A 24,405-nucleotide genomic window follows, 5' to 3' on the forward strand; every position below is an offset into this window, starting at 1 on the left:
TAAGGAATCTACGGGAGACAAGGTCATAATGGTTTCAATCTCTTCAGCTCATACCAAGGCATTGGTCTTGGGCTCACTCATCCTTTTATTGGGTGCATGCGCTCAGTTCCCGCAAAACCCCCAACACGACTCTAATCAAAGAGCCAGCACGGTTTTGTCGCCCTCTGCTTACCCGCCTTTGCCCGCTGATATCAGCCAGTATTTTTCAGACAGCCTTCAGGCATCGTTGATCGCTTTGCCCACGTCACCTTGGGGAAACAACGTCGAAATAGAACTGCAAGATGCTTATTTTTCAGCGAATGGTCGCTTATGTCGTGCCTTCTTCGTTCGAGATATATCAGGTCAAGCATCAGAGCATTTGGCCTGCCAAACATCGGCTCAACAGTGGCAAGAAGTACGGCCTGTTACTCGAATATTAAATACGTCAAGCCATGGATAACCTATAGCCATCGTGCCTAGAGAAACGGATTATGTTGCGTAAAACTTTACATCGTGTTGTTCTGATCAGTAGTGTATTCATGAGTGCTTGGGCCGGAGCCCAAAGCTTAACCGACTCCGGCATTTTACCTACGGGTGACCGTGCCATCGCCGTGCCCGAGCGGGTAGAGGAACAAACGCGTAGCCAGTGGAGTACTGGCACCTATGGCCCAGTTCCTGCGGCAGCCATCACTGGCGACATTCGCCCCTTTGGCTCGCATTTGTTTACGGGCGGCTTTAGTGGGTTGCGTTCCGATGGCTTAAATGATGACTACATGATTGCACCGGGCGATCAAGTCACGTTGCGTGTATGGGGTGCTATCGAACTAGAGCGTGTATTGCCCGTTGATGCACAAGGCAATATTTTTATCCCATCCATTGGTCCCATTAGTGTTAAGGGGCTTAGCAACAGCCAGTTAAACGGACGGGTTAAGTCGGCTATCCTGAGTGTTTACCCCGAGAATGTTAATGTCTACACGAACTTGCAGGGCGTACAGCCTGTCGCGGTGTTTGTTGCAGGTTATGTAACTCACCCCGGGCGTTATGCGGGCACTCCAAATGACTCCCTGCTGTATTTCTTAGATCAAGCCGGTGGAATTGACGATCAATTGGGCAGTTACCGACGTGTGAAGGTGCTGCGCCAGAATAAAGTCATCGCTGAAGCGGATCTGTACGACTTTTTAATTGAAGGCAAGCTGGTCCGGCCACAGTTTAAAGATGGCGATACCATCTTGATTGAGGAACGTGGCCCGAGCGTGACTGTGACTGGCGATGTCCAGCGTGAATACCATTATGAACTAACTCCCTCCGATTTATCCGGTGAAGCCTTGTTGCGCCTTGCACGCCTTAAATCAGGCGTGTCGCATGTACTGCTAAGAGGTGGGCGTACACAAGGGCCCATCTCGGTGTACTACGATATTGGCGAATTTCCGCAGCAGAGTTTACAAAGTGGGGATGAGCTACTCTTTAGTGCAGACCAGCGTGACGAAACGATTGTGGTACAGCTAGAAGGCAGCTTTTACGGCCCTTCACGTTATGCCTTGCCAAAAGACGCACGCTTGCATGAACTGCTGAGCGCCGTCGCCGTGCCACAAACCCTAACCGATGTGAACAGCGTTTCGTTGCGTCGTGTGAGTGTGGCAGAGCGGCAAAAACAATCCTTGCTTGATAGCCTCAACCGCTTAGAAGCCACCTATTTAGGTGCCTCTTCATCGACAGCACAAGAGGCGCAGATTCGGGTCACTGAGTCAGAGTTGATATCACGTTTTGTGCAAAAAGCATCGCAGGTTGAGCCCACAGGGCGCTTAGTCGTCGCGCGCAATGATCAAATCAGCGATATACGCCTGCAAGATGGCGACATCATCACACTGCCAGAATACAGCGATGCTGTCTTAATCAGCGGCGAAGTGCGCGTGCCTCAATCTGTTGTATTTACACCTGGTTTAACCGCCTATGAGTACATTGATGGTGCGGGTGGCTTTACTCAACACGCAGATATTAATCAGGTGTTGGTGATCCGCCAAAATGGCGAAGTCGTGGAAGCTCGGAACATTGTTTTGCGTGCAGGCGACGAGATTCTTGTACTGCCAAAAGTGCCTGTTAAGAATCTGCAGTTGGCCTCAGTTATCAGCCAAATTGTGTTTAATATGGCTGCGGTTGCAAAAGTGGTGTTGGACCTGTAAACCCATCGGAATTTGAAGGCGTCAGTGCTGGCTGACGTCTTCGTAGTAAAAGGGAGCCAGTTGTGAAGAAACGTACGCCTTGGCAAGTGACGAGAGCGGTTTGGTACGCAATGTTTATGCGCGAGGCTGTTGCGCGGACCATGGCTGACCGTATGGCGTGGTTTTGGATGTTGGCTGAGCCGATTATGTTTGTAACAGCTATGATTTTTGTTCGAACAGTCATCCTAGGCCGGACTCGTATGCTTTATAACGCTGACTTTGTGCCTTGGCTAATTGTCGGTCTTCTTGGATTCTTTCTGTTCCGAGAAAATATGATGCGTTCTTTAGGAGCGGTTGAAGCAAATAGTGGTCTATTCGCGTATCGTCAAGTTAAGCCTGTGGATTCGGTGCTGGTGCGTTGCTTTTTAGAGGGGATTCTAAAAAGCTTCATTCTGGTGCTGTTTATCTTGGGTGGTTATCTCTTAGATTTAAAGCTCATTCCCGATCTAGCCTTAGAGGCCATGTTTGCTTGGGTTTCCTTATGGTTGCTGGGGCTCGGCATAGGTTTAGTGGTGTCTGCTCTTGCAGGCCTTGTTGCTGAAGTTGGAATTGTCGTTAAACTATTGTCTTTCCCTCTTATGATTTTATCGGGGGTTATACTACCCGTGACAATGCTTCCGTATTTTCTTCAGCCGTATGTGTTAATGAATCCAATTGCTCATGGTATAGAACTTCTTCGTCTTGGTTTTTTTGAGCATTACGTTACCTTGCCAGGAATTAACCTTTTGTATCTATGGTACTGGATAATTGGCACTGTCACACTGGGTTTAATGCTGCACATTCGTTTTGAAATGAGGTTGAAAGCGCAATGATTAAGATCCATAAAATGTGGAAGCGCTACCACCATCATATTGCTAATGATTGGATTCTTAAAGATATAAACCTCATCATTCCTCCTAAAGTTAGCGTTGGCCTTATTGGTCATAATGGTGCAGGTAAATCCACCTTGCTTCGACTTATTGCGGGTATGGACTCACCAACGCGCGGGAATATTTGGCGTAAATGCAGTGTGTCTTGGCCTATAGGATTATCCGGTGGTTTTAAGCCATCTATGACAGGCCGTCAGAATGTCAAATTTGTAGCAAGAGTCATGGGTGGTGGTGATGAAGAAATTCAACGTGTTATTGCCTTCGTGCAAGATTTTGCGGAGATAGGAAAATCCTTTGATGAGCCAGTTCAAACCTATTCGTCGGGTATGCAAGCGCGCTTACGCTTTGGTTTATCATTGGCGTTTGACTTTGACGTGTATCTATCTGACGAAGCAACCGCAGTGGGCGATAAAGCTTTTAAAGCTAAAGCAACTAAAGCCTTTAAAAAACGGGTGGGTAAGTCCAGCTTGATCATCGTCTCGCACAGTGAAGGCATTATCAAAGATTTGTGTAAAGCGGGCGTTTGGGTGCACGATGGTAAAGCACGTTGGTATGAAGACGTCAACGAGGCACTAAGTGATTACACCGATAGTTTAAAAAATCGAACAATTAAGGTTCCAACATCATCATGAGTGATTCATCAGTTTACAAGGGCGGTCGACTGGCAAGCCAACAGCATGGAAAGATCAACCCGGTTACGTTGCAGGTTATAAAACGCTACCCACATTGGTTTCTAGCCATCGTCTTTTCAATTATAGCGGGTCTGTATTGGAACCTGATTGCAACCAATCGATTTGTGTCTGAGGCCAATGTTGTTCTGGAAAGCCCGCAGATTGCTGCGCCTACACTAACTTTTCAATCCCTGATTAGTGGCGGCGGTGCTCAAGGGCGTGGTGATATGCTCCTCCTTAGAGATCATTTACTCTCAGTGGATATGTTAAATAAGTTACAAGCACAGTTGGATGTTCGGGCTCATTATTCAGGCCAAAGCGGGCATTCGATTGATTGGTTAAGTCGCATGAGCCGACCCGATCTACCCATGGAAGACTTTCATAAGTACTTTAAAAAGCGAGTTTCAGTTGAATTAGACGATTACGCGCAGGTTTTGCGTGTTAGGGTTGAGGCTTTTGATGCGGAAACAGCACAATCAATCGCTCAACTCTTGTTAGTCGAAGGCGAGCAGCACATGAATAATATGGGCCAACGCCTTGCTCAAGAGCAAATTCGGTTTTTAGAAATACAAGTTAACGAGTTGAGTGAACGGTTCGATGAGGCCTTAGGTATCTTAATCGAATATCAAAACCAAAGTGGTTTAGTGTCTCCACAGGGAACTGTTGAAAGCATTAATGCTGTGGTAGCAGGGCTAGAGTCTCAGTTAGCAAACCTACAAGCGCGTCGCAGCGCTCTCTTGAGCTTTCAAAGTGCAAGGTCACCAGAAGTGGTCCGGGTGGACAGTGAAATACAAGCACTTAACCAGCAAATCAATCAAGAGCGTGCACGTATGGCGCAGGCTTCTGGTGGGGCGCTCAATACAATTTCTTCTGAATACCAACTGCTGGAGCTAAAAACACAGTTCGCAAAAGAGAGCTATTCTGGGGCATTAGCGGCGTTAGAAAACACCCGTATAGATGCAGCACGAAAGCTTAAGCAAATCTCAGTATTGCAAAGTCCAAGCTTAGCCGAGTATGCGGTAGAGCCAAGACGTGTGTATAACACAGCTGTCTTTGTAATTATTGCGTTGTTCTTAGCCATTATTACGCAAATGCTAGTGTTGATCATTAAAGATCATTTGGATTAACCCGTTTAACCTTGGCTGTCTGTCGCAGCCTGTTTGACATCGACAGATCCTTTCCCGAGGTTGTTACTGACGTGTCAGTACCGCGACCGGGCGGTAGCGTACCAAATCGATACAGAACTTTTGTCAAAGTGCTCAAAATGGAAATCCTATGCAAAATATAAAACTAGATCAGTCAATAAAAACGGTTGTTCATCTAGGAGCAGGGTACTGCTCTGAGCTTGCCTTTTATCAGGATTCAAAAATTGAGCGAATCATTTTGGTTGAAGGGGATGCTGAGATTGCTCAAGAGTTAAGAGAAAGCTATCAAACTAACCCATCCGTTCAAGTGGTAGAAGCTGTTGTTGATGTAGAAGCTAATACAAAACCTTTCTTTGTCTTTTCATTAAGTGAGTTGAACAGCGTAAGGAGAGCGACAAGCCTTACTGAGTTTTTTCCAAGTGTACGACAGCTCAGCAGCGTGGAAAAAAACGTTCAGGACATTAATACTTTAGTTCAAAACCTTAAAATAAGTGAAGGTGCTTTGTTAGTTGTCGATTTGCCTGGTATTAGTTTAGACGTTCTTACACATCTTGAGGTACACGATCAATTATCCGTCTTTACTCAAGTTTGTGTACATGCGAATAGATCCGCTCTGTATGAGAGTGAGTCTACGGCTGATGAGGTCAAGAGTTGGATGGAAGAGCAAGGGTTTGTTATTGAGGCTAAGGATGAAAACACAGATTTTGATCGACCTGTGTTTGTTTTTCAACGTAGCGCTTTGTTTATTAAGAATAAAGAGTTGCAGGAAGTAAATACTAATTTGATAAAGAAAGTCGCTGAGCAGTCTGATCTTCTATGTACTGAACACCAAGAAAAAGTAGATTTGTCTAATAAGCTTAATGAAGAACAAGAAAAATTTTCTACGTTACTTGCAGATCATTCAGCGTTGTCAAAGCGGAAAGAAAGTTTGGATGATGCCGTTAGTCAGCTTACAGGACAGCTAAGTCAACTGAAAAGTGAGTTAGATGCGACGATACTTAAGAAGAATGAAGACATTGATCAATTAAAGAAAAAGATCGTAGATTTAGAGTCTATTCATTCGTCAGTCTCATCTGCACTCGATGATTTAAAAGTAGAACATGGTGCTCAGGCTGATCTTTTGTCTACTGAGCGCGAACAAAAAGCAGACTTGGCTAATCTACTTAAGGAGGAGCAATCTAAGCTCGCTGCGTTACTCGCAGATAATTCTGTTTTATCAAAACAGAACGAAAGTTTAGATGATGCTGTTAGTCAGCTTACAGAACAGCTCAGCCAAGTAAAAAATGAGTTAGAAAAGTCTGCACTTAAAAATAATGAAGACGTAAAACAATTAAAAATCCAGATTGAAAATAATCAAACTCAAAACAATACTGAAGTTGAAGGGTTGAAAAAACAGATATCAGAGCTACTTGTTGACCTAGATACAAAAAAAATAGCTATAGTTGGGCTTGAAAAAAATATTAGTGATCAAGTCCTAGTGTTACAAAGTGAAAAAAAATCGAAAGTCGAATTACAAGAAACCTTAAAGAAAATACAAGCTGACTCTGAAAAAAAACTATCAGATCAAGAAGAAGCTTATACTAAAATTAAAGATGAGTTGGATAAGACAAAAGCAAAGCTTGATGAAACGCACCAGTACTTTATTAATCGTCGAAAACAGGCCGAAGAAGGGGAAGTTAAAATTAAAGAGCTTTCTGTTATAAATGCATCTCTACAGAAAGAGCTTGATCATGCAAAGACCTTAATAGAGAACGAAGCCACCGCGAAAAAACACTTGGATTTGTTGGAGTCTAAACTTGTAGATCTGCTAACCAAGCAAAGTGAGCAAATTAATCAAAATACCAATGCGCTTGGACAACATGTCACCCGAATGGTCACGAATTCATCAAAGCAGATTGAGTCATTTGTGGGTTTGCAGAGTTACTTTGCAAATGATGGTCAGCCTTTAGTACTTCAAAATACAGGGCTGTCCTCGGATTTGGCTTTGTATCTAACTGAAAAAATACATTCAACGAATTCTGATTGTATTTTGCAATTTGGTACAGGTGCAACCACCCTGTTACTTGCCAAGGCGCTTCGTAAACAGCAATTCCAAAAAACTGAAAATCATAAGCTAGTTGTTCACGATCAGTTAGATATGGAAAAGTTAGATACTTTGCCAAGGCATATCATCTGTTTTGAACATGATAAAAAACAGACATCACAGCTTCAGACTGATCTAAATAACAGCTCATTTCATAATCTAGTAGACCTTAATTTTAGTCCACTGGTTGATTATAGACATAAAGGTGAAGATTTCTTGTTTTACGATTGTAAAGCAAAGTTGCAACATCTTGCCCATGTTTTTAGCCAGCGAACTGCAAAGTTTCTTGTGTTAGTTGAAGGGCCAAACACGCTTGATGGCTGTCTATCACGCTACCCCGTTTTAACGCACTTACTCAAATACCTGTCTGCCCATCAGTTGCAAATACTAATTGTTGATAAAGACAATAGTTTCAATGCAGAAACTGAAAAGCGTTGGGACGAGTTGCTGGAAAAAAGAGAGTTGGTGTTTAGTAAAAAGAGGCTAGCGCTTACTACGAATACTCTCTTACTAAATATAAATGTTTAATATGGAAAAAATCATGGGGACTTTGATTAAATTAGCAGTTGAGAACTTCAAACAAGGAAACTATCAACAGGCAAAAGAGTATTACCAAAAAGCCAGTGATGCCTATGGTGAAGAGCTCTTTAAAGAAAATATTACTATATGCGAGCGCTATTTATCATTAGATACGCCTTCTGCTTTATCTACCGATCAAGAATCTGTCACACTTTCTGAAAAAACACAGTTAATTCAGACACAAGCATTACTCGAGTACTATTATACGCAGTCTCAGGAACTTCAACACAAACTTATGGATGTTAAGTGAAATGCAAACGCCTAAAAAAATACTGACTGTTTTTGGTACACGACCAGAAGCGATTAAAATGGCCCCCTTAGCTTTGCAATTAGCGGCTGATGAGCGTTTTGATGCCAAAGTCTGTGTAACTGCACAGCATAGAGAAATGCTGGATCAGGTTTTAGAACTGTTTGAATTAACACCTGATTTTGATCTTAATTTAATGAAGCCCGGTCAGGATTTAACGGATATTACAACGGGTATTCTACAAGGGCTTAAACAGGTTTTTTTAGATTTTAAACCTGATGTTGTTCTTGTTCATGGTGACACTGCCACGACCTTCGCCACCACTTTAGCAGCTTACTATCAGCAAATTACAGTTGGTCACGTGGAAGCGGGGTTAAGAACTGGCAATATTTATTCGCCCTGGCCTGAAGAAGGTAATCGCAAACTAACGGGTGCACTTGCTAATATTCATTTTGCTCCTACGTCAACGTCAAAGCAAAACTTGCTCAATGAAGGTGTCAGTCTCGAGTGTGTTCACGTAACCGGCAATACGGTGATTGATGCGCTTTTCGAAGTTATTGAAAAGCTTAAGAGCAATCAGACCCTTTCCAGTCAGTTCAATACTCAATTTGAATTTTTAGACTCTTCAAAAAAATTGATATTGGTTACAGGCCATCGTCGAGAAAGTTTCGGAGGTGGATTTGAGCGGATCTGTCAGGCACTTGCTAACACGGCGTTAAGTCATCCTGATGTTGAAATCGTTTACCCAGTTCACTTAAATCCAAATGTACAAGAGCCCGTCAATCGTTTATTGGCAGGTATTGATAACATTCATTTGATCGACCCTTTAGATTATTTACCCTTTGTGTATTTAATGAACCAAGCTCACATCATTCTCACTGACTCAGGTGGAATTCAGGAAGAGGCGCCGTCTTTAGGAAAGCCTGTGTTGGTCATGCGAGATACCACTGAAAGGCCTGAGGCGGTTGAAGCGGGCACTGTTAAATTGGTGGGAACAGATTCTAATGTGATTACTCAGGAACTGACTCGTCTTTTACGTGATCAAGATGCATACAATACCATGAGTTTTGCTCACAATCCGTATGGTGATGGTCAAGCATGTCTTCGTATACGCGATTATCTTGCAAGTCTTTAATATTTTACTTTACAAAAGGAATTCTAAATGAGTTTTAAAACAATTTCAGTTGTGGGTCTTGGATATATCGGTTTACCTACAGCGGCTGTGTTTGCATCTAGAAAACAACCTGTTATAGGGGTCGATGTTAATCAACATGCTGTTGACACAATCAACAAAGGTGAAATACACATCGTTGAACCTGAGTTGGATATAGTTGTCCGTGCAGCTGTATCACAAGGATTTTTAAAAGCTGTTACAAAACCTGAACCTGCTGATGCTTTTATGTTGGCAGTGCCTACACCTTTTATTCACGACACTGAAGGTGATAGCCATAAAGCCGATTTGAGTTATATCGAAGCCGCAAGTAAGGCGATCGCACCCGTATTAAAATCAGGCGATCTTGTTGTTTTAGAGTCAACCAGTCCCGTTGGTGCAACGGAGCAAATGGCCGCATGGCTAGCGGAGGCTCGTCCTGATCTAACTTTTCCACAAACACATGGTGAGTCATCGGATATCCGAATTGCGCATTGTCCAGAGCGTGTTTTGCCGGGACATGTGATACGTGAACTCGTTGAAAATGATCGAGTGATCGGTGGCTTGACGTCCAAGTGTTCACAGCGCGCAGTTGAACTGTATAAAATTATCGTTGAAGGTGAATGTGTCGTTACTAACGCTCGCACTGCTGAAATGGCAAAGTTAACGGAAAATAGTTTCCGAGATGTCAATATTGCATTTGCGAATGAGCTTTCAACTATCTGTCATGAACTTAATATTAATGTTTGGGAGCTTATCGCTCTCGCTAATCGTCATCCTCGTGTGAGTATTCTGCAGCCGGGTGCAGGTGTTGGTGGGCACTGTATAGCCGTAGATCCATGGTTCATTGTTGACTCATGCCCAGAGCATGCTCGTCTGATTAAGACTGCCAGAATAGTCAACGATGATAAGCCTAAGTGGGTACTAGAGCAGATTAAACAGCAACTCGATCAAATACATCAAAATAAACCCAATGTATCGAGAGCCTCAATCAAGGTTGCCTGTTTGGGCATTGCGTTTAAGCCGGATATCGACGACCTGCGTGAGAGCCCTGCTATGGGCATTGCAGAGCAAGTGTCCGCCTTAGGCTGCCAGCTGATGATCGTTGAGCCGAACATACATCAATTACCTAAAACACTCGCTCAATCAGCTTCTTTAGTTTCCCTTGATGAAGCGCTAGTCCAAGCTGATGTTGTTGCCGTTCTTGTTAAACATAAACTCTTTATTGAAAACACGGCAAAACTGATCAATTTAGCTCATATAATTGATGCTGTTGGTTTACTTAACATAAAATAAATAATGATCCGCAGGCATCGGTTAGATGCCTGCACTAAGGAATACCCTGAGGTCTTTTGTAATATGGATGCGCTTCTTCAGCTTGCTCAGCAGTGTGCTCAGCAGTCAGCAGTAAATTTTCTTCCAATTCACAACCGTATTGCATACGTTGTCAGTCACGGTCAAAGCTACGCAAGCAATGGCTATGCAATCAGAACTCAAGCCTTGGCTAAGGCCCTTAACGAACATGGGTTTGAGGTGCTATGTTTTGTTAAGCCTGGTCGCCCGTGGGAGTTGAATAAAGATATTACAAAAGACATCGCACCAGAAGTGATAGTTGATGGTGTGCGCTACATCCACAGTCGCTTGTGGGAAAAAGCACATAATGCACAAAAACAGTTTGAAAAGAGTGTTGAAAAGTTCATTGAACTTTTTCAAGTGTATCGTCCTAGCGTTGTCTTAGCGGCTTCAAATTGGATAGTAGGACTGCCTGCTTGGGTTGCAGCAAAGCGTCTTGGTATTCCATTTCACAACGAGGTGCGTGGTTTTTGGGAACTTTCGCGTGATGCACGTGAGCCCGGATATGCAGATACAGAAGAGTATCTAATTGAAAAGGAGCGAGATACGTTTGTTTCGATGCAGGCAGAATCTGTGTTTACGCTCAATAATGCTATGAAGCATGAACTTATTGGTCGTGGAGTGGATGCTGAAAAAATTCATTTAGTGCCAAATGGCGTGAGTGAGTTACCTGAGATTAAGAGTATAGATCAGGCACTGATAAAACAGTTAGGGATAGAAGAGCACGAAAAGGTTGTTGGCTATATCGGAAGTTTTAGTACTTACGAAGGTCTTGAGACATTACTGGATGCATGTGCTAAATTGATTGAACAGGGAGAGAAACTCAAACTTTTACTTGTCGGCGATGATCAACCCTTAACTGTCAAGTTGGCAGATACCGGCAAACCAAAAACACTATCTGATCAGCCTTGGGTGATTCAAGTGGGGCGCGTGCCTCATGAACAAGTGGGTGATTACTACGCTTTAGTTGATGCGATAGTCATACCACGTAAGAAGTTAAAAGTGTGTAATATTGTCCCTCCGATGAAAGTCGTTGAGGTCCTTACATATGGAAAGCCTTTACTTGTATCTGATGTTGAAGCGCTGATGGAATATGCTGATAAATATCATCATATTCATTCATTTAAGGTTGAAAACAGTGAAAGCTTATCAATAGAGCTTAAAAAACTATTGAATATGGCTGCGCCAAAACCTGTATCTTTACGGATGTCATCTAATCTAGAAACTCTCATTGCTAAGTTAGCAGGGAAAACGCTGTTGGGTGCAACTACCAATCAACGACTTGGAAAATCCGCCACGATCGATCTAAACACGGCCACCTACAAAACTGCAACTGAACTCTTCTACAAACAGGGTAACCTAAACGAAACTCTTGAGATCCTCGATCATCTTGTTGCCAATAAAGTGAAGCTGGATAAGACGCAGCGTGACTTTCATGAATTTGTGAAAGGCTTGGCAAGACTTCAGCAGGGGTGGAAATTACCTCCAAGACAACCTAATGCGGGTCTAATGACACGACGTAAGCATTTGCTTTATTGTTTACATCAATCTGTACCTCATGCAACTAACGGTTATTCAACGCGGTCTCATGGTATTGCTGTCGGGTTAAAAGAATCGGGTTGGAAAGTCAACGCAACAACTCGTACAGGCTTTCCTTGGGATGCGAATATCAACGTTGCAGGCAAAGGCTACCACCTTGAAGAGGTTGATGGCATTACCTATACCGCCTGTGCGGGGTGGAGCCTCGCTAAAACACCATTGGACCGTTATTTAGCAGAAACTGCAGACCACTTCTTGAGGGAAGCGCAAACCTCGGGTGCAGAGGTAATAGTCGCTGCATCGAACCATATTACTGCACTTCCTGCACTTATGGCTGCTAGGCGTTTAGGGCTCCCGTTTGTTTATGAAGTCAGAGGCCTTTGGGAGGTTACTCAAGCCTCGACACAACCAGAGTGGATGGATTCAGATCGCTATCATTTGATGAAATCATTGGAATCACTGGCATCACGTGAAGCTGATTTAGTCATTACGCTTACAGAAGAGTTAGCCGATGAACTGGTTGCTCGTGGAACATCAAGGGATCGTATCCAAGTCGTCCCTAATGCCGTAGATGCAGATAGATTTAAACCCAAAGCGGCTGATCCTAAATTACTTAAGCAGCTAAATATAAAACCAAATATTCCTGTTATAGGTTACGCAGGTAGTGCCGTAGCTTACGAGGGTTTAGAATTACTGCTAGAAGCCTTAGCAGAGCTTAAGAAAGCGGAGATTGAGTTCCGTTTTGTGTTAGTAGGTGATGGCAAAGTTATCGATCTTGTTAAGGCTAAGGCAAAAGCGCTTAAAATCGAAAATGAATGCCGCTTTACGGGCAGAATCCCATTTGATCAAGTGCCTAACTATTTGGCGTGCATGGATATTATGCCTATTCCTAGACTCTCGTCTGCGGTCACTGAAATGGTATCCCCACTTAAGCCCCTAGAAGCCATGGCGATGGCGAAGGCAGTGGTGCTTTCAAATGTATCGCCGCATAAAGTATTTGCAGGCAACAATGAACGCGGTCGGTTGTTCCAGAAAGATAGCGTTGCATCCTTAACTGAAACCTTAAAAGAGTTAATCGCAAATCCGAATGAGCGTGAGCGGTTAGGTCAAGCCGCCCGTCAATGGATAGAAAAAGAGCGTACCTGGAATCAAGTCACTAGTCATTACAGCTCTTTCATTAATAGGTTGTTGCATCAACAAGCTAAGTCAAGATCACAACGAAAAACTCAATGTAAAACCCTAGATCAGATCACCATAGGTTTGATTGCAGATCAATTCACGACTGATACTTTAGCCAGTGCCGTTAAAGTGGTTAGACTATCACCAGATAACTGGCAACAAGAGCTTTCACAGCAACCGATTGATGCCATGTTCGTTGAATCTGCATGGAAGGGTAATGATTGGGAATGGCATAAAAAAGTTGGATACTACAGCGATGAAGAGTTTGCACCTCTAGCAGCTTTGTTAACCTATTGTCGCAAGCAAGGTATCCCTTCACTGTTTTGGAACAAAGAAGACCCAGTTCATTTCGATCGTTTCCGTAAAGCTGCTAGTATGTGTGATCATGTATTTACCACGGATAGCCGTCGTATTATTCCTTATTTGGGGACACCGAATGCCATCACGCAAACAGCAAGCAGCTGTCCTTTCTATGCATCACCGAAAATTCATAACTTGCTACCATCTACAAGGCCATGGCAGCAAACGGCCGCATATGGTGGCACTTACTACGGTAAACGCTACCCAGAGCGCACCGAGTACATGGATAAAATCATGAGTGCGGCAGCGCCTCTAGGATTGACAATTTATGATCGACAACATGATGATCCTGAATCTCCTTACAAATATCCGGGCGGCTTAGGGGGGTATGTTGCTGGAAGCTTATCTTATGAAGAGATGATTCAAGCCTATAAATCGCATCCTGTTCAAATTAATGTTAACTCGGTACTTGATTCACCAACCATGTTCTCGCGCAGAGTGGTGGAAACAGCAGCCTGTGGTTCACCTATGATCTCAGGCCCAGCATTGGGCATGAATCGTTATTTAGAAAATGCAGGCCATGTTATACAAACTGAAAGCGAAGCAGCTCAGGCATTAGAGAACCTAATGCAGCACCCTGCCTATCGTTGGCGTGTTGCACTGAAAGGTGCTAGGGCTATTATGCGTGCGCACACCACTGAGCTTCGTTTGACACAGATGCTTAGAACAGCGGGTATGGTGATTGATGCACCGCAACCTCCAAATGTAAACCTAGTATCTGATGAAATAACACAAACGGCTGTCAAGTGCATATTACAACAAACGCTACGACCATTTGCTGTGTTTGCACATCAATGGTTAGATGGCACAAAAGTTGAGTTACAAGCAGCGGGTATTCAATGTGGCGATATAAGCGATACCTCGACTCCCCCTAACAGTCTTTGGCTTTACGCAAATCCTAAAGCCTTAGAAGACTTAGAAGAAGAGGATTTAGAAGATCTCGCATGGCCAACAACCTACACCCAACATGCTCGTTTAGGATTTATAAGAGACACAAGCCTTAAAGATCAACAATGGCCTGGTGTTGCCTTAGAAGAAAACGAGATAGATAGAGGCTTACAGTTATTGCAACTGCAATCATCTGTTGAGCTGGAAAACATAGCCGCTTGGGCAGAAAAACAATCAACCCTAGCCATTAGAAAACCAACACGCTTGCATGAAACTGCACCTAATGTAACACCCAAGAAAACGGTTGTGATTGCAGGTCATGACCTTAAATTTATCAAACCCTTCTATCCTCATTTTACAAATGCAGGTTTTAGGGTGTTGTTAGATTTCTGGACAGGTCATAACCAACATAATGAAGACGCGAGTAAACGACTCATCAAACAAGCAGATACCGTCTTTTGCGAATGGACTTTAGGTAATGCTATTTGGTATGGCAAACATAAGTTGCCGGGGCAGAAGTTAGTCGGTCGATTGCATGCACAAGAGTTGCGCAGCGCACTCTTTGAAAATGTGCCATTTGAAAGGTTTGAAAGGGTTATCTTTGTTGGACCACACATGTTAAGACATGCCCAAAAGCGCAATCCTGTTCTTAAAAAAAATGGTGTTGTTATATACAACGGTGTGGATGTAGATGCACTTCAGTCAGTACCAAGAAAGCTGACCAATACGAAAGTACTTGGGTTTGTCGGCATTGTTCCTCAAAGTAAACGCCTAGATTTGGCGTTAGATATATTGCGTGAACTTCGTCAAGATGATGAAGAATACATTATTAGAATAAAAGGTAAACGACCCGAAGAGTTCGCTTGGATGGCAAATCGCCCAGATGAATTGGCGTGGTATGAAGCTCAATATCAAAGACTTGAAAATGATCCTCTTCTTAAAGGTGCGGTGATCTTTGATCCCCATGGAAATGATATGCCAGAGTGGTACGCTGGAATTGATTTTGTTCTATCGACAAGTGACTTTGAAAGTTTCCATTTCACCATTGCTGATGGGGCTGCAGCAGGCTGCACACCAATCATTCTGCCGTGGGAAGGAGCAGATGAGATTTACCCAAAGAAGTGGGTGTACACGGATGTTAAGGCTGCGGCTGATGGCATAAAAGCAAGCTCGGGAGATCAGGCCAGATTTAAGAGTATTGCAAAAGCAAATTTCAGCATTATCTCAATTTCACATGAGATAATTAAGTTGTTAAATTAAAATACATATTAGGTTTTTTATGGGTTTGCCAATAAAAGTTTATATCTTAGGCAGTTGTGTTTCTAGAGATCCGTTTGAGATGGCGGATAAAAATGATTTTGAGGTTGTCGGTTACTATGCACGTTCAAGCTTTGCATCTCTGGGTGCTACTCCCTTTGTCGATGAAAAGATCTTGTCGGATATAGAGTCTAATTGGCAGCGGAAAATGGTGCATGCCGATATGAGCAAAGCTATATTTTCATCTCTGCAAGACAGTAACGCTGACATATTTCTTATTGATCTTGTAGATGAAAGATTTAGTGTTTCTATTAATGGGAAATCTATTCATACAGTATCATCAGAGTACAAAAAAGCTCTTTATAGACCAAATGAATATAAGTTGATAAAGCCTTTTGATAGCCAGAGGCGTTCTCTATGGCTTAAAGGCCTTGAAAAATTAAGTCAGTACCTTATTGACAGTGGTCTAGGACATAAAGTTGTCATAAATCAAGTTTACTGGACACTTGATTGCGATGATAAAAGCAGCATGCAACACAGCTTATACAGCGAAGAGTATGTTAATAATTCCAACATAGAGTTAGATTTTATGTACTCTGAAATAAGTAAGTATCTACCTAATGCGAGATTCATTAGGTACACAGAAAATATGCTGAATATTGACAAAAGTCATAAGTGGGGTTTTGAGCCCTTTCATTTCAGTAAAAACGTACAGTTTGAGCAGTTGCGGCAGCTGAAGAAAATTTTTCTTGATATGGAACTTGACCAGTATGGACTTGATTATATCAAGGACTATCAAGGACGCCGAATGTATTATAGATATAAACCAGCAAAAGATGAAAACCACAAGCCGTTATTAGTGATTTTACATGGTCATACTTATAATTCTAAACCGTCAATGTATGAAAATGGAAAAGTTAATATATTAGTGCCAATAGATAATTATGGGGTTAATAATTGTGGCTCTTGGTGGTTAGGTGAAAATGGTGACTTTTTTGTGAAAGATCTATTACAAAAATTAATTCGCCTAAAGTTAAATAAAACCAATGGAAGCTTGTTCATGTGGGGGTCTTCTATGGGGGGGTATGGGGCACTTCATCATGGCATTAGTCTTGGTGCTAAGGCTGTATATGCTAATATACCGCAAATTAGATTGTTAGGGTCAACTTACTCAGATAAAGGAATGAAAAAGTTTTTTGAACCTATATTCGGTCAGTGTATAAGAGAAGATTATAATGATATAGGTTTGTACATTGATGAAACCAAGAAAAATAATGGAGACAATAATTTTCCAATGTTTTTCATAGCTCAGTCTAGATTTGATTATGAAAAGTATTTGGAAGAACAATCTCTTTATTTTTTTAATAAATGTCTTGAGAATGAGTTGAATATAAGTTATGAGGTTTTCCCAAAAAAGGGTCATTCTCTGATGATGCCAGTCAATGTGTCTGTGGATAAAATGCTTGGATACTTTGAAGATGAAGCTGCAACAGTTAAACTGGAAAAGAATAGAATAGATACTGTTATATATGGGTTGATGAACTTTTCAGTGCTTTATGCGTCAACTAAAGCATATAAGTCAGCTCGAAAGGAATATGAAGAATATAAGCAGTGCATTCTTGATTTAGGAAGACTAAAGATAAGAGAGAAAATTCTTTTTGACTATACACTACCTATTTTTTTAGAGAAGCATAATGAGCTGATTAAAAAAAATATCCTTCTCAAGTTAAATATAGCAATTTCAGATCAACTTCCAGTAAATTTATTGTCAAGATTTGACAGTTTGGTAGAGGAAAATAAAGAAGCTTTTAACATAATAAAAGTATGTGAAACGAAGCCCCATGACTGGCAAGAAATCCTAGAGGGTGAGTTGGCCTTAATTAACAAGAATTACGTCTTTGATGATGAAATTCTATTTTGTAATTTCAGGCTTGACGATGATGATGTTTTATCACCAGCTTTTTATGATAACATCCCAAGTTATGTTTCAGATATATATGAAGGTTTTTATTTGACATTTCCTAAAGGTTTTGTTGGGACTTATGGTGATAGTTATGATAGTTTTTATTCTATAAATAAACCATATTTAGCAATTGGTTTATCAAAAATTTGTCGATATAGCTTTACTAAATCAAGAATAATTACTGATTCACCCATAGTAAGTAGTGTAGCTCATACATTAATTGTAAATCATTCAAAAACACTGTTGGACTCAACGTTTCCAGCATATATTTGGACAATGCATAATTACTCAGATACAAGGAGTAATGATGTAAATGAAAAGCAATCGGCTAAAAAAATAAAATCTTTCATTGAGGATAATAATCTTTCGCTTGCTTTAAAAAATGAAGTAGGAGAGTTTTTTGGATTTATTGAATCTTGATTGGTAGAGTTTCTAAGATTGGAAAGTAGAGCATTCTCTTTCTGGTATTTTATTACTGACCGATTGCTAGTACTTAAGACTTGGAAGAAATCGCAGATTTGACGAAGCTCATCTTATTAGCTGAAGTGCTACTGATATTTCGAGAATGAGGTTCCGAGTCTCAATAGAATTGCCCGTGTCAAAGCTAGATTTAATCCAAGTCAGATGCAAACGTGTTTTTCGAAATTGATGAAAAGCTGTCATATCTTAACGGAATGCACCATTAAAGCGATTGATGTAAAGACGCTCCGTAGCTATAACGACAGGTTGTCGGCGCTATGCAATCCATATAATTACTGCATTTTGTGTTCAATATAGTGTGGCGATTGGGCAGCTCAAAGCAGAGGAAAAAAGCAATTAGATAACGGCAATTCCAGAGTTGTTAAAATTGTTAGAAATCCGTGGATGCCTTGTGACACTTAATGCGATGGTCAGCGTGCAATTGCTAAGGCAATCATTGATAAAGAAGCCGATTACTTGTTGGCTGTAAAAGGCTATTAACCTCATCTGGAAAAAGCGTTCAAAGAGCACTTTCCGATGAGTCGTTTACTCCAGTATGAAAGTGATTGTGTTAGTACAACTGAATCGAGTTATAGTCGCAAAGAAACCCGATTATATGCTGTCAGTGATGTGTTTGATGAGTTCGTAAACTTGTCATCTGATTGGCCAAGAATGAAGGGTGTCGGAGTGGCTATTTCATTCCGACAAGAAGGTGACACCATCCCTGATCATGTGCAAGTTCGCTATTATATTTCGTCTGAAATTTTAACCGCGGAGCGATTTTCACAAGCTGTTCGCCAGCACTTGTTTATTGAGAATAAATTGCATTGGTCATTTGATGTTGCTTTTAAAGAAGATGCTTGTCGGATACGTCGTTAAGATGCCGCGGAGAGCCTCGCAGGAATTCGGCATATAGTGATGAACTTCTTGAAAAGTGAAAAAACCTTTCAAGCAGGCATTCAAAAGAAGCGAAAGAAGGCTGCGATGAGTCGAGAGTATTTTTTGCAAGTCCTAGAGACATACGGAGCTCCATGATTTTTCCTTGAGTTGAGACCTGATCCAACACAAAAATACTTTTAACATGAACACATTAAATATGCGGCTTAAGTATATATAAATTAAATAAAAGTTATTAATAAGGTGAACTATTTGCTTACAAAAAAAGAGTTAGGATCAATCTCCCTGAAGTGCGGTGCATCCCTTTTGCTTAAGTTTTGCGTCCAGGAAAAGCTTCTGCTGCTCTCAACTAATTCGAGTAACAAGTTACTTGGTGAGAAACTATTTTCTAAAAACTGTCTTGAGCTGGCTCCTTTCAAGTCAGTCCAGTTTTTTGAGTGGGGTGATTGGGAGCAGAATCCTCTAAAAAACCGCAGCTGGCAGTGGCGGCTGAATTGGCTGTCGTTTCTACCTTATCTTATAGCCTACCATCGAGCATCTGGTGATGAGGCGGTACTGGATTCGGCACTGGAAGCGATTCAGTCTTGGCTTAAAACCTACTTGGAAACAGATAATAGCTATCCTTTCGAGTTTATCTGGCACGACCATGCTACAGCCTTACGTGCTGAGCAACTGGTTTTCTTTACTTATTACTGCCATGAGTTTGCACCCGCTTGGGCGAAAAAGCACTCTGACTTCCTGACCTATCTTGAGCAGGCATTGATGGTCCATGGCCAGTGGTTGGCTGAGGATAGTTTTTACTCTCACCATACCAATCATGGGCTTGAGCAGGCGCGGGTACTTCTTTTGCTCGGCACTGTATTTGAAGGTGAGCAGAGTCAGAAGTGGCTGCAGATAGCCATTAAAAGGATTAGTAGCGAATTGGAATTTGCGTTTACCGAAGAAGGTGTCCACGTTGAGAACAGTCCTGCCTATCATATATTCGTGTTTAAGGTATTTCTTGGAATAATTAAAGATTATCCTGAAGAAGTCTTAGGTGACCTTGCTCAACAGTTTAATCAGTTTTCAGCGAAAGCACTGAGTTTTGTAACCAATATACTGCGTCCAGATGGAAGGCTTCCACCAATAGGTGATACAGAACAGCTACCAACATCTGATGGATATAAAGAGATGTTTGGGCATCGTTTAGAGTATCAGTATTTTCTTTATTCACATACACAAGGCAAACAAGGCGTTAAACCGCCAATACTGAACAAAGTTTATCCAAAGTCTGGTTACGCGATCTTTCGTAATGAATGGCCTGCTAAAGAGCACTATCAAAAAGCCTTTCATCTAATTGTGAAAGTCGGTTGTTCAAGCCGTTATCATCATCAGCAAGATGAAGGTCACATTAGTTTGTATGCCGGTGGTGAAGATTGGTTGATCGACTCGGGTTTATATAACTACATTAATAACGATCCAGTTCGTAAGTATATGCGTGGTCGTCCTGGTCATAATGTTCCAATCATATCTCATGCAAGCTATTCGAAGGAGTTTGAGCATCGTTTATCTGCTTGGAAGGTGTCTGAGTTTTCGGAGTCAGATACCAAACCACATATAAAAATGCAGCTTGATGTGCTCGCACCTGTTTCTCATGAACGAACTGTTACCTTTGATTCACAAACAAAAATTGTTGAAGTTCAAGACAAAATTTCAGCTGACGATAAGCAATCTAGGAACATCACTCTGCAATGGCATTTCCCAAAAGACAAAACTTTGTCGATTAATAACAATCAAGTACTAGTTACCAGCGATTCAGGTAATCAGTTAGCTATCGAGTTTGAAGGTGATACACCGGATGACCTTTCTGTAGTGTCCGGCCGTAAGGAAGATCGTGTATTTAGCTGTATCTCTTATAAAGCCAATCAAGTTGAACCTAGTCAACTCCTTAGAGTGGTTTTTAGGGTGCGAAATCAGCTAAATGTAACTACACGTTTCCAGTTCAAGAAAATATCATGAAAGCCCTTACTATCAGTGGCTTTAATCGAAATACGTAGACAAAAGATTAGCTTAAAACCAATAAGATGGTCTGATGCAAAGATTCTATTCTCATCAGGTATCTTCATGAACCCACAAGAGCTGCTAAGCCATTTCTCAATCCTTAAAGACTATCGCCAAGATTGGAAGGTAAAACATTCGCTTTCTGACATTTTATTACTGACCGTTTGCGGTTTGATTGCAGGAGCTGAAGGTGAGAAGAAATTGCAGTTTTTGGTGAAGAGCATCTTGACTTGTTGGAGTGCTTCGGCGATTTTGAAAATGGAACATCCGAGTCAGACGTAAAAGTGTTTTTCTGAGTGAATGAAAAGCTGGTGTACATTAACAGAAAGCAGCATTTTTCCGTGGTACATATTATTGACATCAATAGATTCAAAGAATCAACATGGTATTTTGACATGCCTGCAAAATTGTGGGATTAACGTGCTTCAGCTCGACAGGAAAAAGTATAATGCCTTATTTTGTGCCATTGGCCATCATCGACTATGAGTGCGCAACCGCCCTTGGCTTGACTTTGCAGGATACTTGGCAGGCCGCCAGTACAGGAAAGTCGGGTATTGTGCCCTTAACACGTTATGACCCTGATCTGTCATTGCTTCCTAGTGCTGATTCAGTCCGGTTTGCCGGACAAATACCAGCTAGCTTCGAAACTTTAGCTGGGTCCAGTGCAGTTTTAGAACGTACTCCGGATCCGACTGCTCAAGTTTTAAGAAGTGTATGCCATCGTTTATTGCAGCGAATTAATCCTTTAGGTTCAGTATTAAATCCTACTCGTGTTGCAGTGATTGGTGGAACAGCCTTGACATCGACTATAACGCATGAAGCAATGTGTGGTCGTCAGCAACCCTTAATGACTGGGCTTCTCTCCCGTTGCCAGAATGTACCTTTGGCTATGGTGGCAGCTGATTGGGGTTTTACAGGTCCTCAGTTCAACGTGGGAGGTGCCTGTGCCTCTAGTGGTCAGGCGCTACTTATCGCAGGACAGCTTTTGCAAGCAGGGATTATTGATGCAGCACTGGTATGTGGTTTTGAGCTCCCTTTGCAGGCATCAAATGCTGCTGGCTTTGCTTGGCTAAAAGCAGCAGCAGTGCCACCGCAAAAAGCGGAGGCTATTGATCCTGCTACCTTGTCCCGGCCGTTGTCAGCTGATCGCTGTGGTCTGGTTATGGCGGAAGGGGTAAGTGCGCTTTGGTTAACCACGGCAGCACTAGCAAAAAACAATGCTTGGACGATTAAGGGCTGGTTGCAGGGTGGAGCGATGAATTCCAGTGCGAGGAGTCAGACTGCTCTAGATGAAATGCAGGTTGCAGCTTGTATGCGTGATGCACTGATTCATTCCAGCTACAGTACTCATGATATAGGTATTATCAGTACACATGCGACTGGAACTTGGCAGGGTGATCAGGTGGAAATTAAAGCGCTTGAGACAGTTTTCGGTGAGCACCTTAAATCATCCCCAATCACTGCAAATAAGTCACAGCTAGGCCACTCAATGGGGGCCGCAGCGCTGATTAGCACGATTTTGGCACTAGAAGGAATGCGACATAGCCTCGTACTGCCAACACTTAATTTTAATCAAGATAAGGCGTTACCCATTATATTGGCTAGTCAACAGCCCCTGAATTACGTGCATAATACTGTGCTTGTGAATGCGTTTGGTTTTGGAGGTACTCACGTTAGCCTCGTTGTTAGCAGAGGTGAGTAATCAAATGAGTGTATCGGATGGGGCTTTGCATGCCCTAGGAGTGTAGTGCATGAGTACACAAATGAAAGTGCTAAATACCCTGATTTTATTATTGGAGCAGAAAGCTGTATTAGGTACAGATCGCACCAGGGCGGATATCATCGGGAATCCATGTTTTATGCTCAGTGATATTCTGGATAGCGTAGATAAGGTTGAGTTTTTTCTGCTTCTAGAGAATGCTTTTAATATTAATGTACCGGATCAAGATCAAGATTTATTAGAGACTTTTGCTCAAGTGGTAGAATACGTGGATAAAGTATTATGTCCATAGTGTTTCAGCTTGAGGACGCATACCTTCGCGCTAATCTGAACGATGCTGAGGTCTTATGGCAAAATTTTGCGTCAACTTCCTGTTCTCAGGATACTCAGTTAGTTGTCAACATAATACGGCAACGCTTGATCGCTCAGGATTACATCGGTGCTTTGCATGCAGCTCGCCAAGCTACCCTGTACTGGGCTGAAGACCAGAGTCTGTACCTTCGTTATAAAGAATTGGATTATCTGTACGGGTCTGATTTAGAGCAGCAGGTTGTGCCAGTCACCGATCAGATGCTAATGGCAGGGGATGCCTGTACAGAGGCTTTGCTGCTGGATTTAAAGTTATATTCTCATCATATTACCAATACAGAAGTTGTTAAACTTTTGAAAGTATTTGTAAAGCGTTGGCCAGAGCATCGTCCTGGAATACGCTTGCTGCTTAATAAACTTCAACTTGAGGGTGAATTTGAAGACATTGTAATTCTCTGTCGACAGCGTTACATCAAACGACGTAAGCATGAAAGTTTTATGCTACAGGTTTGGGTGCATGCATTGGTTGAGCTCCAGTGCCTGAATGAGGCGTTAAGATTGGCGTTTGAGGCACACAACCAAGGTGAATTGAACAAAGAAATTGTCGAGTTTTTGTTAGTACACAGTATTGGGCTGGGTATAGCAAGTGATCAAGGTTTAAAATCCTCTCTCGATACCCTGTGTCAAGCGTGTAAACTGGAGGGATTGGAGGAGGCAATAAGGTTTGAGCTTGCACTTAAGGCCCCTTTGAGACCGCTGACCCCTGTTTTTTCTCCGACACAGGCGCTAACCAGTTCCCCGCGAGCATCAGCAGATTGTCTAGTTGTTATTTTTTCTGGAGTGGCACGCCGTTTTGCGGTGTCTTTAACCCTGCTGGATCGGTTCTTTGCTGGTTATGGTGTAGCAGTTGTGCATTTGGTTGATAAAGAAGACTCTTATTATCTCAATGGTATTTCAGGACAGGGAGGTAGTTTTGAATCCTCGGTTGAAAAGCTCAGAGAGATTGCAAAAGGCTACGGTGCAAAACGAATTATTACGTTTGGTCACTCGGCAGGGGGAACTGCTGCATTGCACTATGGTATAGCTCTTGATGCTAGCAATATATTGGCTTATACCCCTGTAGGAAATCTAAGCATCGATTTTTTTGATCGCCATGCAGATTACCGTAATCGTCCACAGATTCGTAAAGTCAATCAGGTCGTTTCTGCTAATCGGCTTGATATTAAACCGCACCTTGAGCGTAGCAACTTTAAAGGTCAGATTGATCTTTACGCTGGTGAATACTGTGTCAAAGATTTAGTCCACGTGGATTACCTCTCGGGCATGTCTCAAGTCGCTATCCATTCTGTTAAGGATGTTGCTATTCATGCGGTCATAGCCCCCGCCGTACTAAATGGCAGTTTCTTGCAGACATTGCTGGGAATTGTAAGTAATGACAGTACAGAGTGTTCATGTTCATAAGTGTGAACGACTGTGTTAAAGCTAGTGCTTTTTAGTTG

The 24,405-nt window shown here is 42.1% G+C and carries 16 protein-coding genes and 1 pseudogene; all 17 read left to right on the plus strand.

Features of this window, described 5'->3' with window-relative positions; translation table 11 throughout:
- Positions 1 to 28: 28 nt before the first annotated feature.
- Entirely contained in the window at positions 29 to 439 is a 411-nt protein-coding gene (locus DN062_RS02545; protein ID WP_112157270.1) for a DVU3141 family protein, read from the plus strand.
- A 31-nt stretch (positions 440 to 470) separates the two neighbouring features.
- Positions 471 to 2,159, plus strand: coding sequence for a polysaccharide biosynthesis/export family protein (locus DN062_RS02550; RefSeq protein WP_164498067.1), 1,689 nt, complete (start codon positions 471 to 473; stop codon positions 2,157 to 2,159).
- A 62-nt stretch (positions 2,160 to 2,221) separates the two neighbouring features.
- Positions 2,222 to 3,010 (plus strand): ABC transporter permease, encoded by a 789-nt coding sequence (locus DN062_RS02555; RefSeq protein ID WP_239995670.1) that lies wholly within the window; start codon positions 2,222 to 2,224, stop codon positions 3,008 to 3,010.
- Positions 3,007 to 3,699 carry an ABC transporter ATP-binding protein gene (locus DN062_RS02560; RefSeq protein ID WP_112157272.1) on the plus strand — a complete coding sequence of 231 codons (693 nt, stop codon included), beginning with the start codon at positions 3,007 to 3,009 and terminating at the stop codon, positions 3,697 to 3,699. Before DN062_RS02555 ends, DN062_RS02560 begins: the two co-directional genes overlap by 4 nt.
- A complete protein-coding gene (locus DN062_RS02565) occupies positions 3,696 to 4,865 on the plus strand; it encodes a KpsE/RkpR family capsule polysaccharide export protein (RefSeq protein WP_112157274.1) in 1,170 nt (389 codons plus the stop codon). Before DN062_RS02560 ends, DN062_RS02565 begins: the two co-directional genes overlap by 4 nt.
- A 148-nt stretch (positions 4,866 to 5,013) precedes the next feature.
- Positions 5,014 to 7,494, plus strand: a complete 2,481-nt coding sequence (locus tag DN062_RS02570; RefSeq protein WP_112157275.1) for a coiled-coil domain-containing protein — start codon at positions 5,014 to 5,016, stop codon at positions 7,492 to 7,494.
- Position 7,495: 1 nt separating this feature from the next.
- Positions 7,496 to 7,795 carry a hypothetical protein gene (locus tag DN062_RS02575; RefSeq protein ID WP_112157277.1) on the plus strand — a complete coding sequence of 100 codons (300 nt, stop codon included), beginning with the start codon at positions 7,496 to 7,498 and terminating at the stop codon, positions 7,793 to 7,795.
- 1 nt (position 7,796) lies between these two features.
- The gene (gene wecB / locus DN062_RS02580) at positions 7,797 to 8,927 is read left to right on the plus strand and encodes a non-hydrolyzing UDP-N-acetylglucosamine 2-epimerase (RefSeq protein ID WP_112157858.1); all 1,131 of its coding nucleotides are present in this window, start codon (positions 7,797 to 7,799) and stop codon (positions 8,925 to 8,927) included.
- Positions 8,928 to 8,954: 27 nt separating this feature from the next.
- The gene (gene wecC, locus DN062_RS02585; RefSeq protein ID WP_112157279.1) at positions 8,955 to 10,238 is read left to right on the plus strand and encodes a UDP-N-acetyl-D-mannosamine dehydrogenase; all 1,284 of its coding nucleotides are present in this window, start codon (positions 8,955 to 8,957) and stop codon (positions 10,236 to 10,238) included.
- A gap of 63 nt (positions 10,239 to 10,301) precedes the next feature.
- Positions 10,302 to 15,521 carry a glycosyltransferase gene (locus DN062_RS02590; RefSeq protein WP_112157280.1) on the plus strand — a complete coding sequence of 1,740 codons (5,220 nt, stop codon included), beginning with the start codon at positions 10,302 to 10,304 and terminating at the stop codon, positions 15,519 to 15,521.
- Positions 15,522 to 15,540: 19 nt separating this feature from the next.
- The gene (locus tag DN062_RS02595) at positions 15,541 to 17,901 is read left to right on the plus strand and encodes a DUF6270 domain-containing protein (RefSeq protein WP_112157282.1); all 2,361 of its coding nucleotides are present in this window, start codon (positions 15,541 to 15,543) and stop codon (positions 17,899 to 17,901) included.
- 546 nt (positions 17,902 to 18,447) lie between these two features.
- Positions 18,448 to 18,819, plus strand: coding sequence for an ISAs1 family transposase (locus DN062_RS02600; RefSeq protein WP_275668098.1), 372 nt, complete (start codon positions 18,448 to 18,450; stop codon positions 18,817 to 18,819).
- Between the two features lie 270 nt (positions 18,820 to 19,089).
- A complete protein-coding gene (locus DN062_RS02605) occupies positions 19,090 to 20,835 on the plus strand; it encodes a heparinase II/III family protein (RefSeq protein ID WP_133256736.1) in 1,746 nt (581 codons plus the stop codon).
- 105 nt (positions 20,836 to 20,940) lie between these two features.
- Positions 20,941 to 21,155: pseudogene (locus DN062_RS02610) on the plus strand (transposase family protein); the annotation flags it as partial.
- Positions 21,156 to 21,325: 170 nt separating this feature from the next.
- The gene (locus DN062_RS02615; RefSeq protein WP_112157289.1) at positions 21,326 to 22,579 is read left to right on the plus strand and encodes a beta-ketoacyl synthase N-terminal-like domain-containing protein; all 1,254 of its coding nucleotides are present in this window, start codon (positions 21,326 to 21,328) and stop codon (positions 22,577 to 22,579) included.
- Positions 22,580 to 22,628: 49 nt separating this feature from the next.
- On the plus strand, positions 22,629 to 22,889 hold the full coding sequence (locus DN062_RS02620; protein ID WP_112157291.1) for an acyl carrier protein: 261 nt from the start codon (positions 22,629 to 22,631) through the stop codon (positions 22,887 to 22,889).
- Positions 22,880 to 24,367: an alpha/beta hydrolase gene (locus DN062_RS02625; RefSeq protein ID WP_112157293.1), complete on the plus strand. Its 1,488-nt coding sequence runs from the start codon at positions 22,880 to 22,882 to the stop codon at positions 24,365 to 24,367. Before DN062_RS02620 ends, DN062_RS02625 begins: the two co-directional genes overlap by 10 nt.
- The last annotated feature ends 38 nt before the right edge of the window (positions 24,368 to 24,405 follow it).

This window comes from Nitrincola tibetensis (assembly GCF_003284585.1).
GTDB classification, from domain to species: Bacteria; Pseudomonadota; Gammaproteobacteria; order Pseudomonadales; family Balneatricaceae; genus Nitrincola; species Nitrincola tibetensis.

Coding starts and splice junctions, on each gene's coding strand:
- DN062_RS02565 (WP_112157274.1), top strand. CDS start 3,696: ATGAGTGATTCATCAGTTTACAAGGGCGGTCGACTGGCAAGCCAACAG.
- DN062_RS02590 (WP_112157280.1), top strand. CDS start 10,302: ATGGATGCGCTTCTTCAGCTTGCTCAGCAGTGTGCTCAGCAGTCAGCA.
- DN062_RS02595 (WP_112157282.1), top strand. CDS start 15,541: ATGGGTTTGCCAATAAAAGTTTATATCTTAGGCAGTTGTGTTTCTAGA.
- DN062_RS02625 (WP_112157293.1), top strand. CDS start 22,880: ATGTCCATAGTGTTTCAGCTTGAGGACGCATACCTTCGCGCTAATCTG.
- DN062_RS02550 (WP_164498067.1), top strand. CDS start 471: ATGTTGCGTAAAACTTTACATCGTGTTGTTCTGATCAGTAGTGTATTC.
- DN062_RS02620 (WP_112157291.1), top strand. CDS start 22,629: ATGAGTACACAAATGAAAGTGCTAAATACCCTGATTTTATTATTGGAG.
- DN062_RS02560 (WP_112157272.1), top strand. CDS start 3,007: ATGATTAAGATCCATAAAATGTGGAAGCGCTACCACCATCATATTGCT.
- DN062_RS02570 (WP_112157275.1), top strand. CDS start 5,014: ATGCAAAATATAAAACTAGATCAGTCAATAAAAACGGTTGTTCATCTA.
- wecB (WP_112157858.1), top strand. CDS start 7,797: ATGCAAACGCCTAAAAAAATACTGACTGTTTTTGGTACACGACCAGAA.
- DN062_RS02545 (WP_112157270.1), top strand. CDS start 29: ATGGTTTCAATCTCTTCAGCTCATACCAAGGCATTGGTCTTGGGCTCA.
- wecC (WP_112157279.1), top strand. CDS start 8,955: ATGAGTTTTAAAACAATTTCAGTTGTGGGTCTTGGATATATCGGTTTA.
- DN062_RS02575 (WP_112157277.1), top strand. CDS start 7,496: ATGGAAAAAATCATGGGGACTTTGATTAAATTAGCAGTTGAGAACTTC.
- DN062_RS02615 (WP_112157289.1), top strand. CDS start 21,326: ATGCCTTATTTTGTGCCATTGGCCATCATCGACTATGAGTGCGCAACC.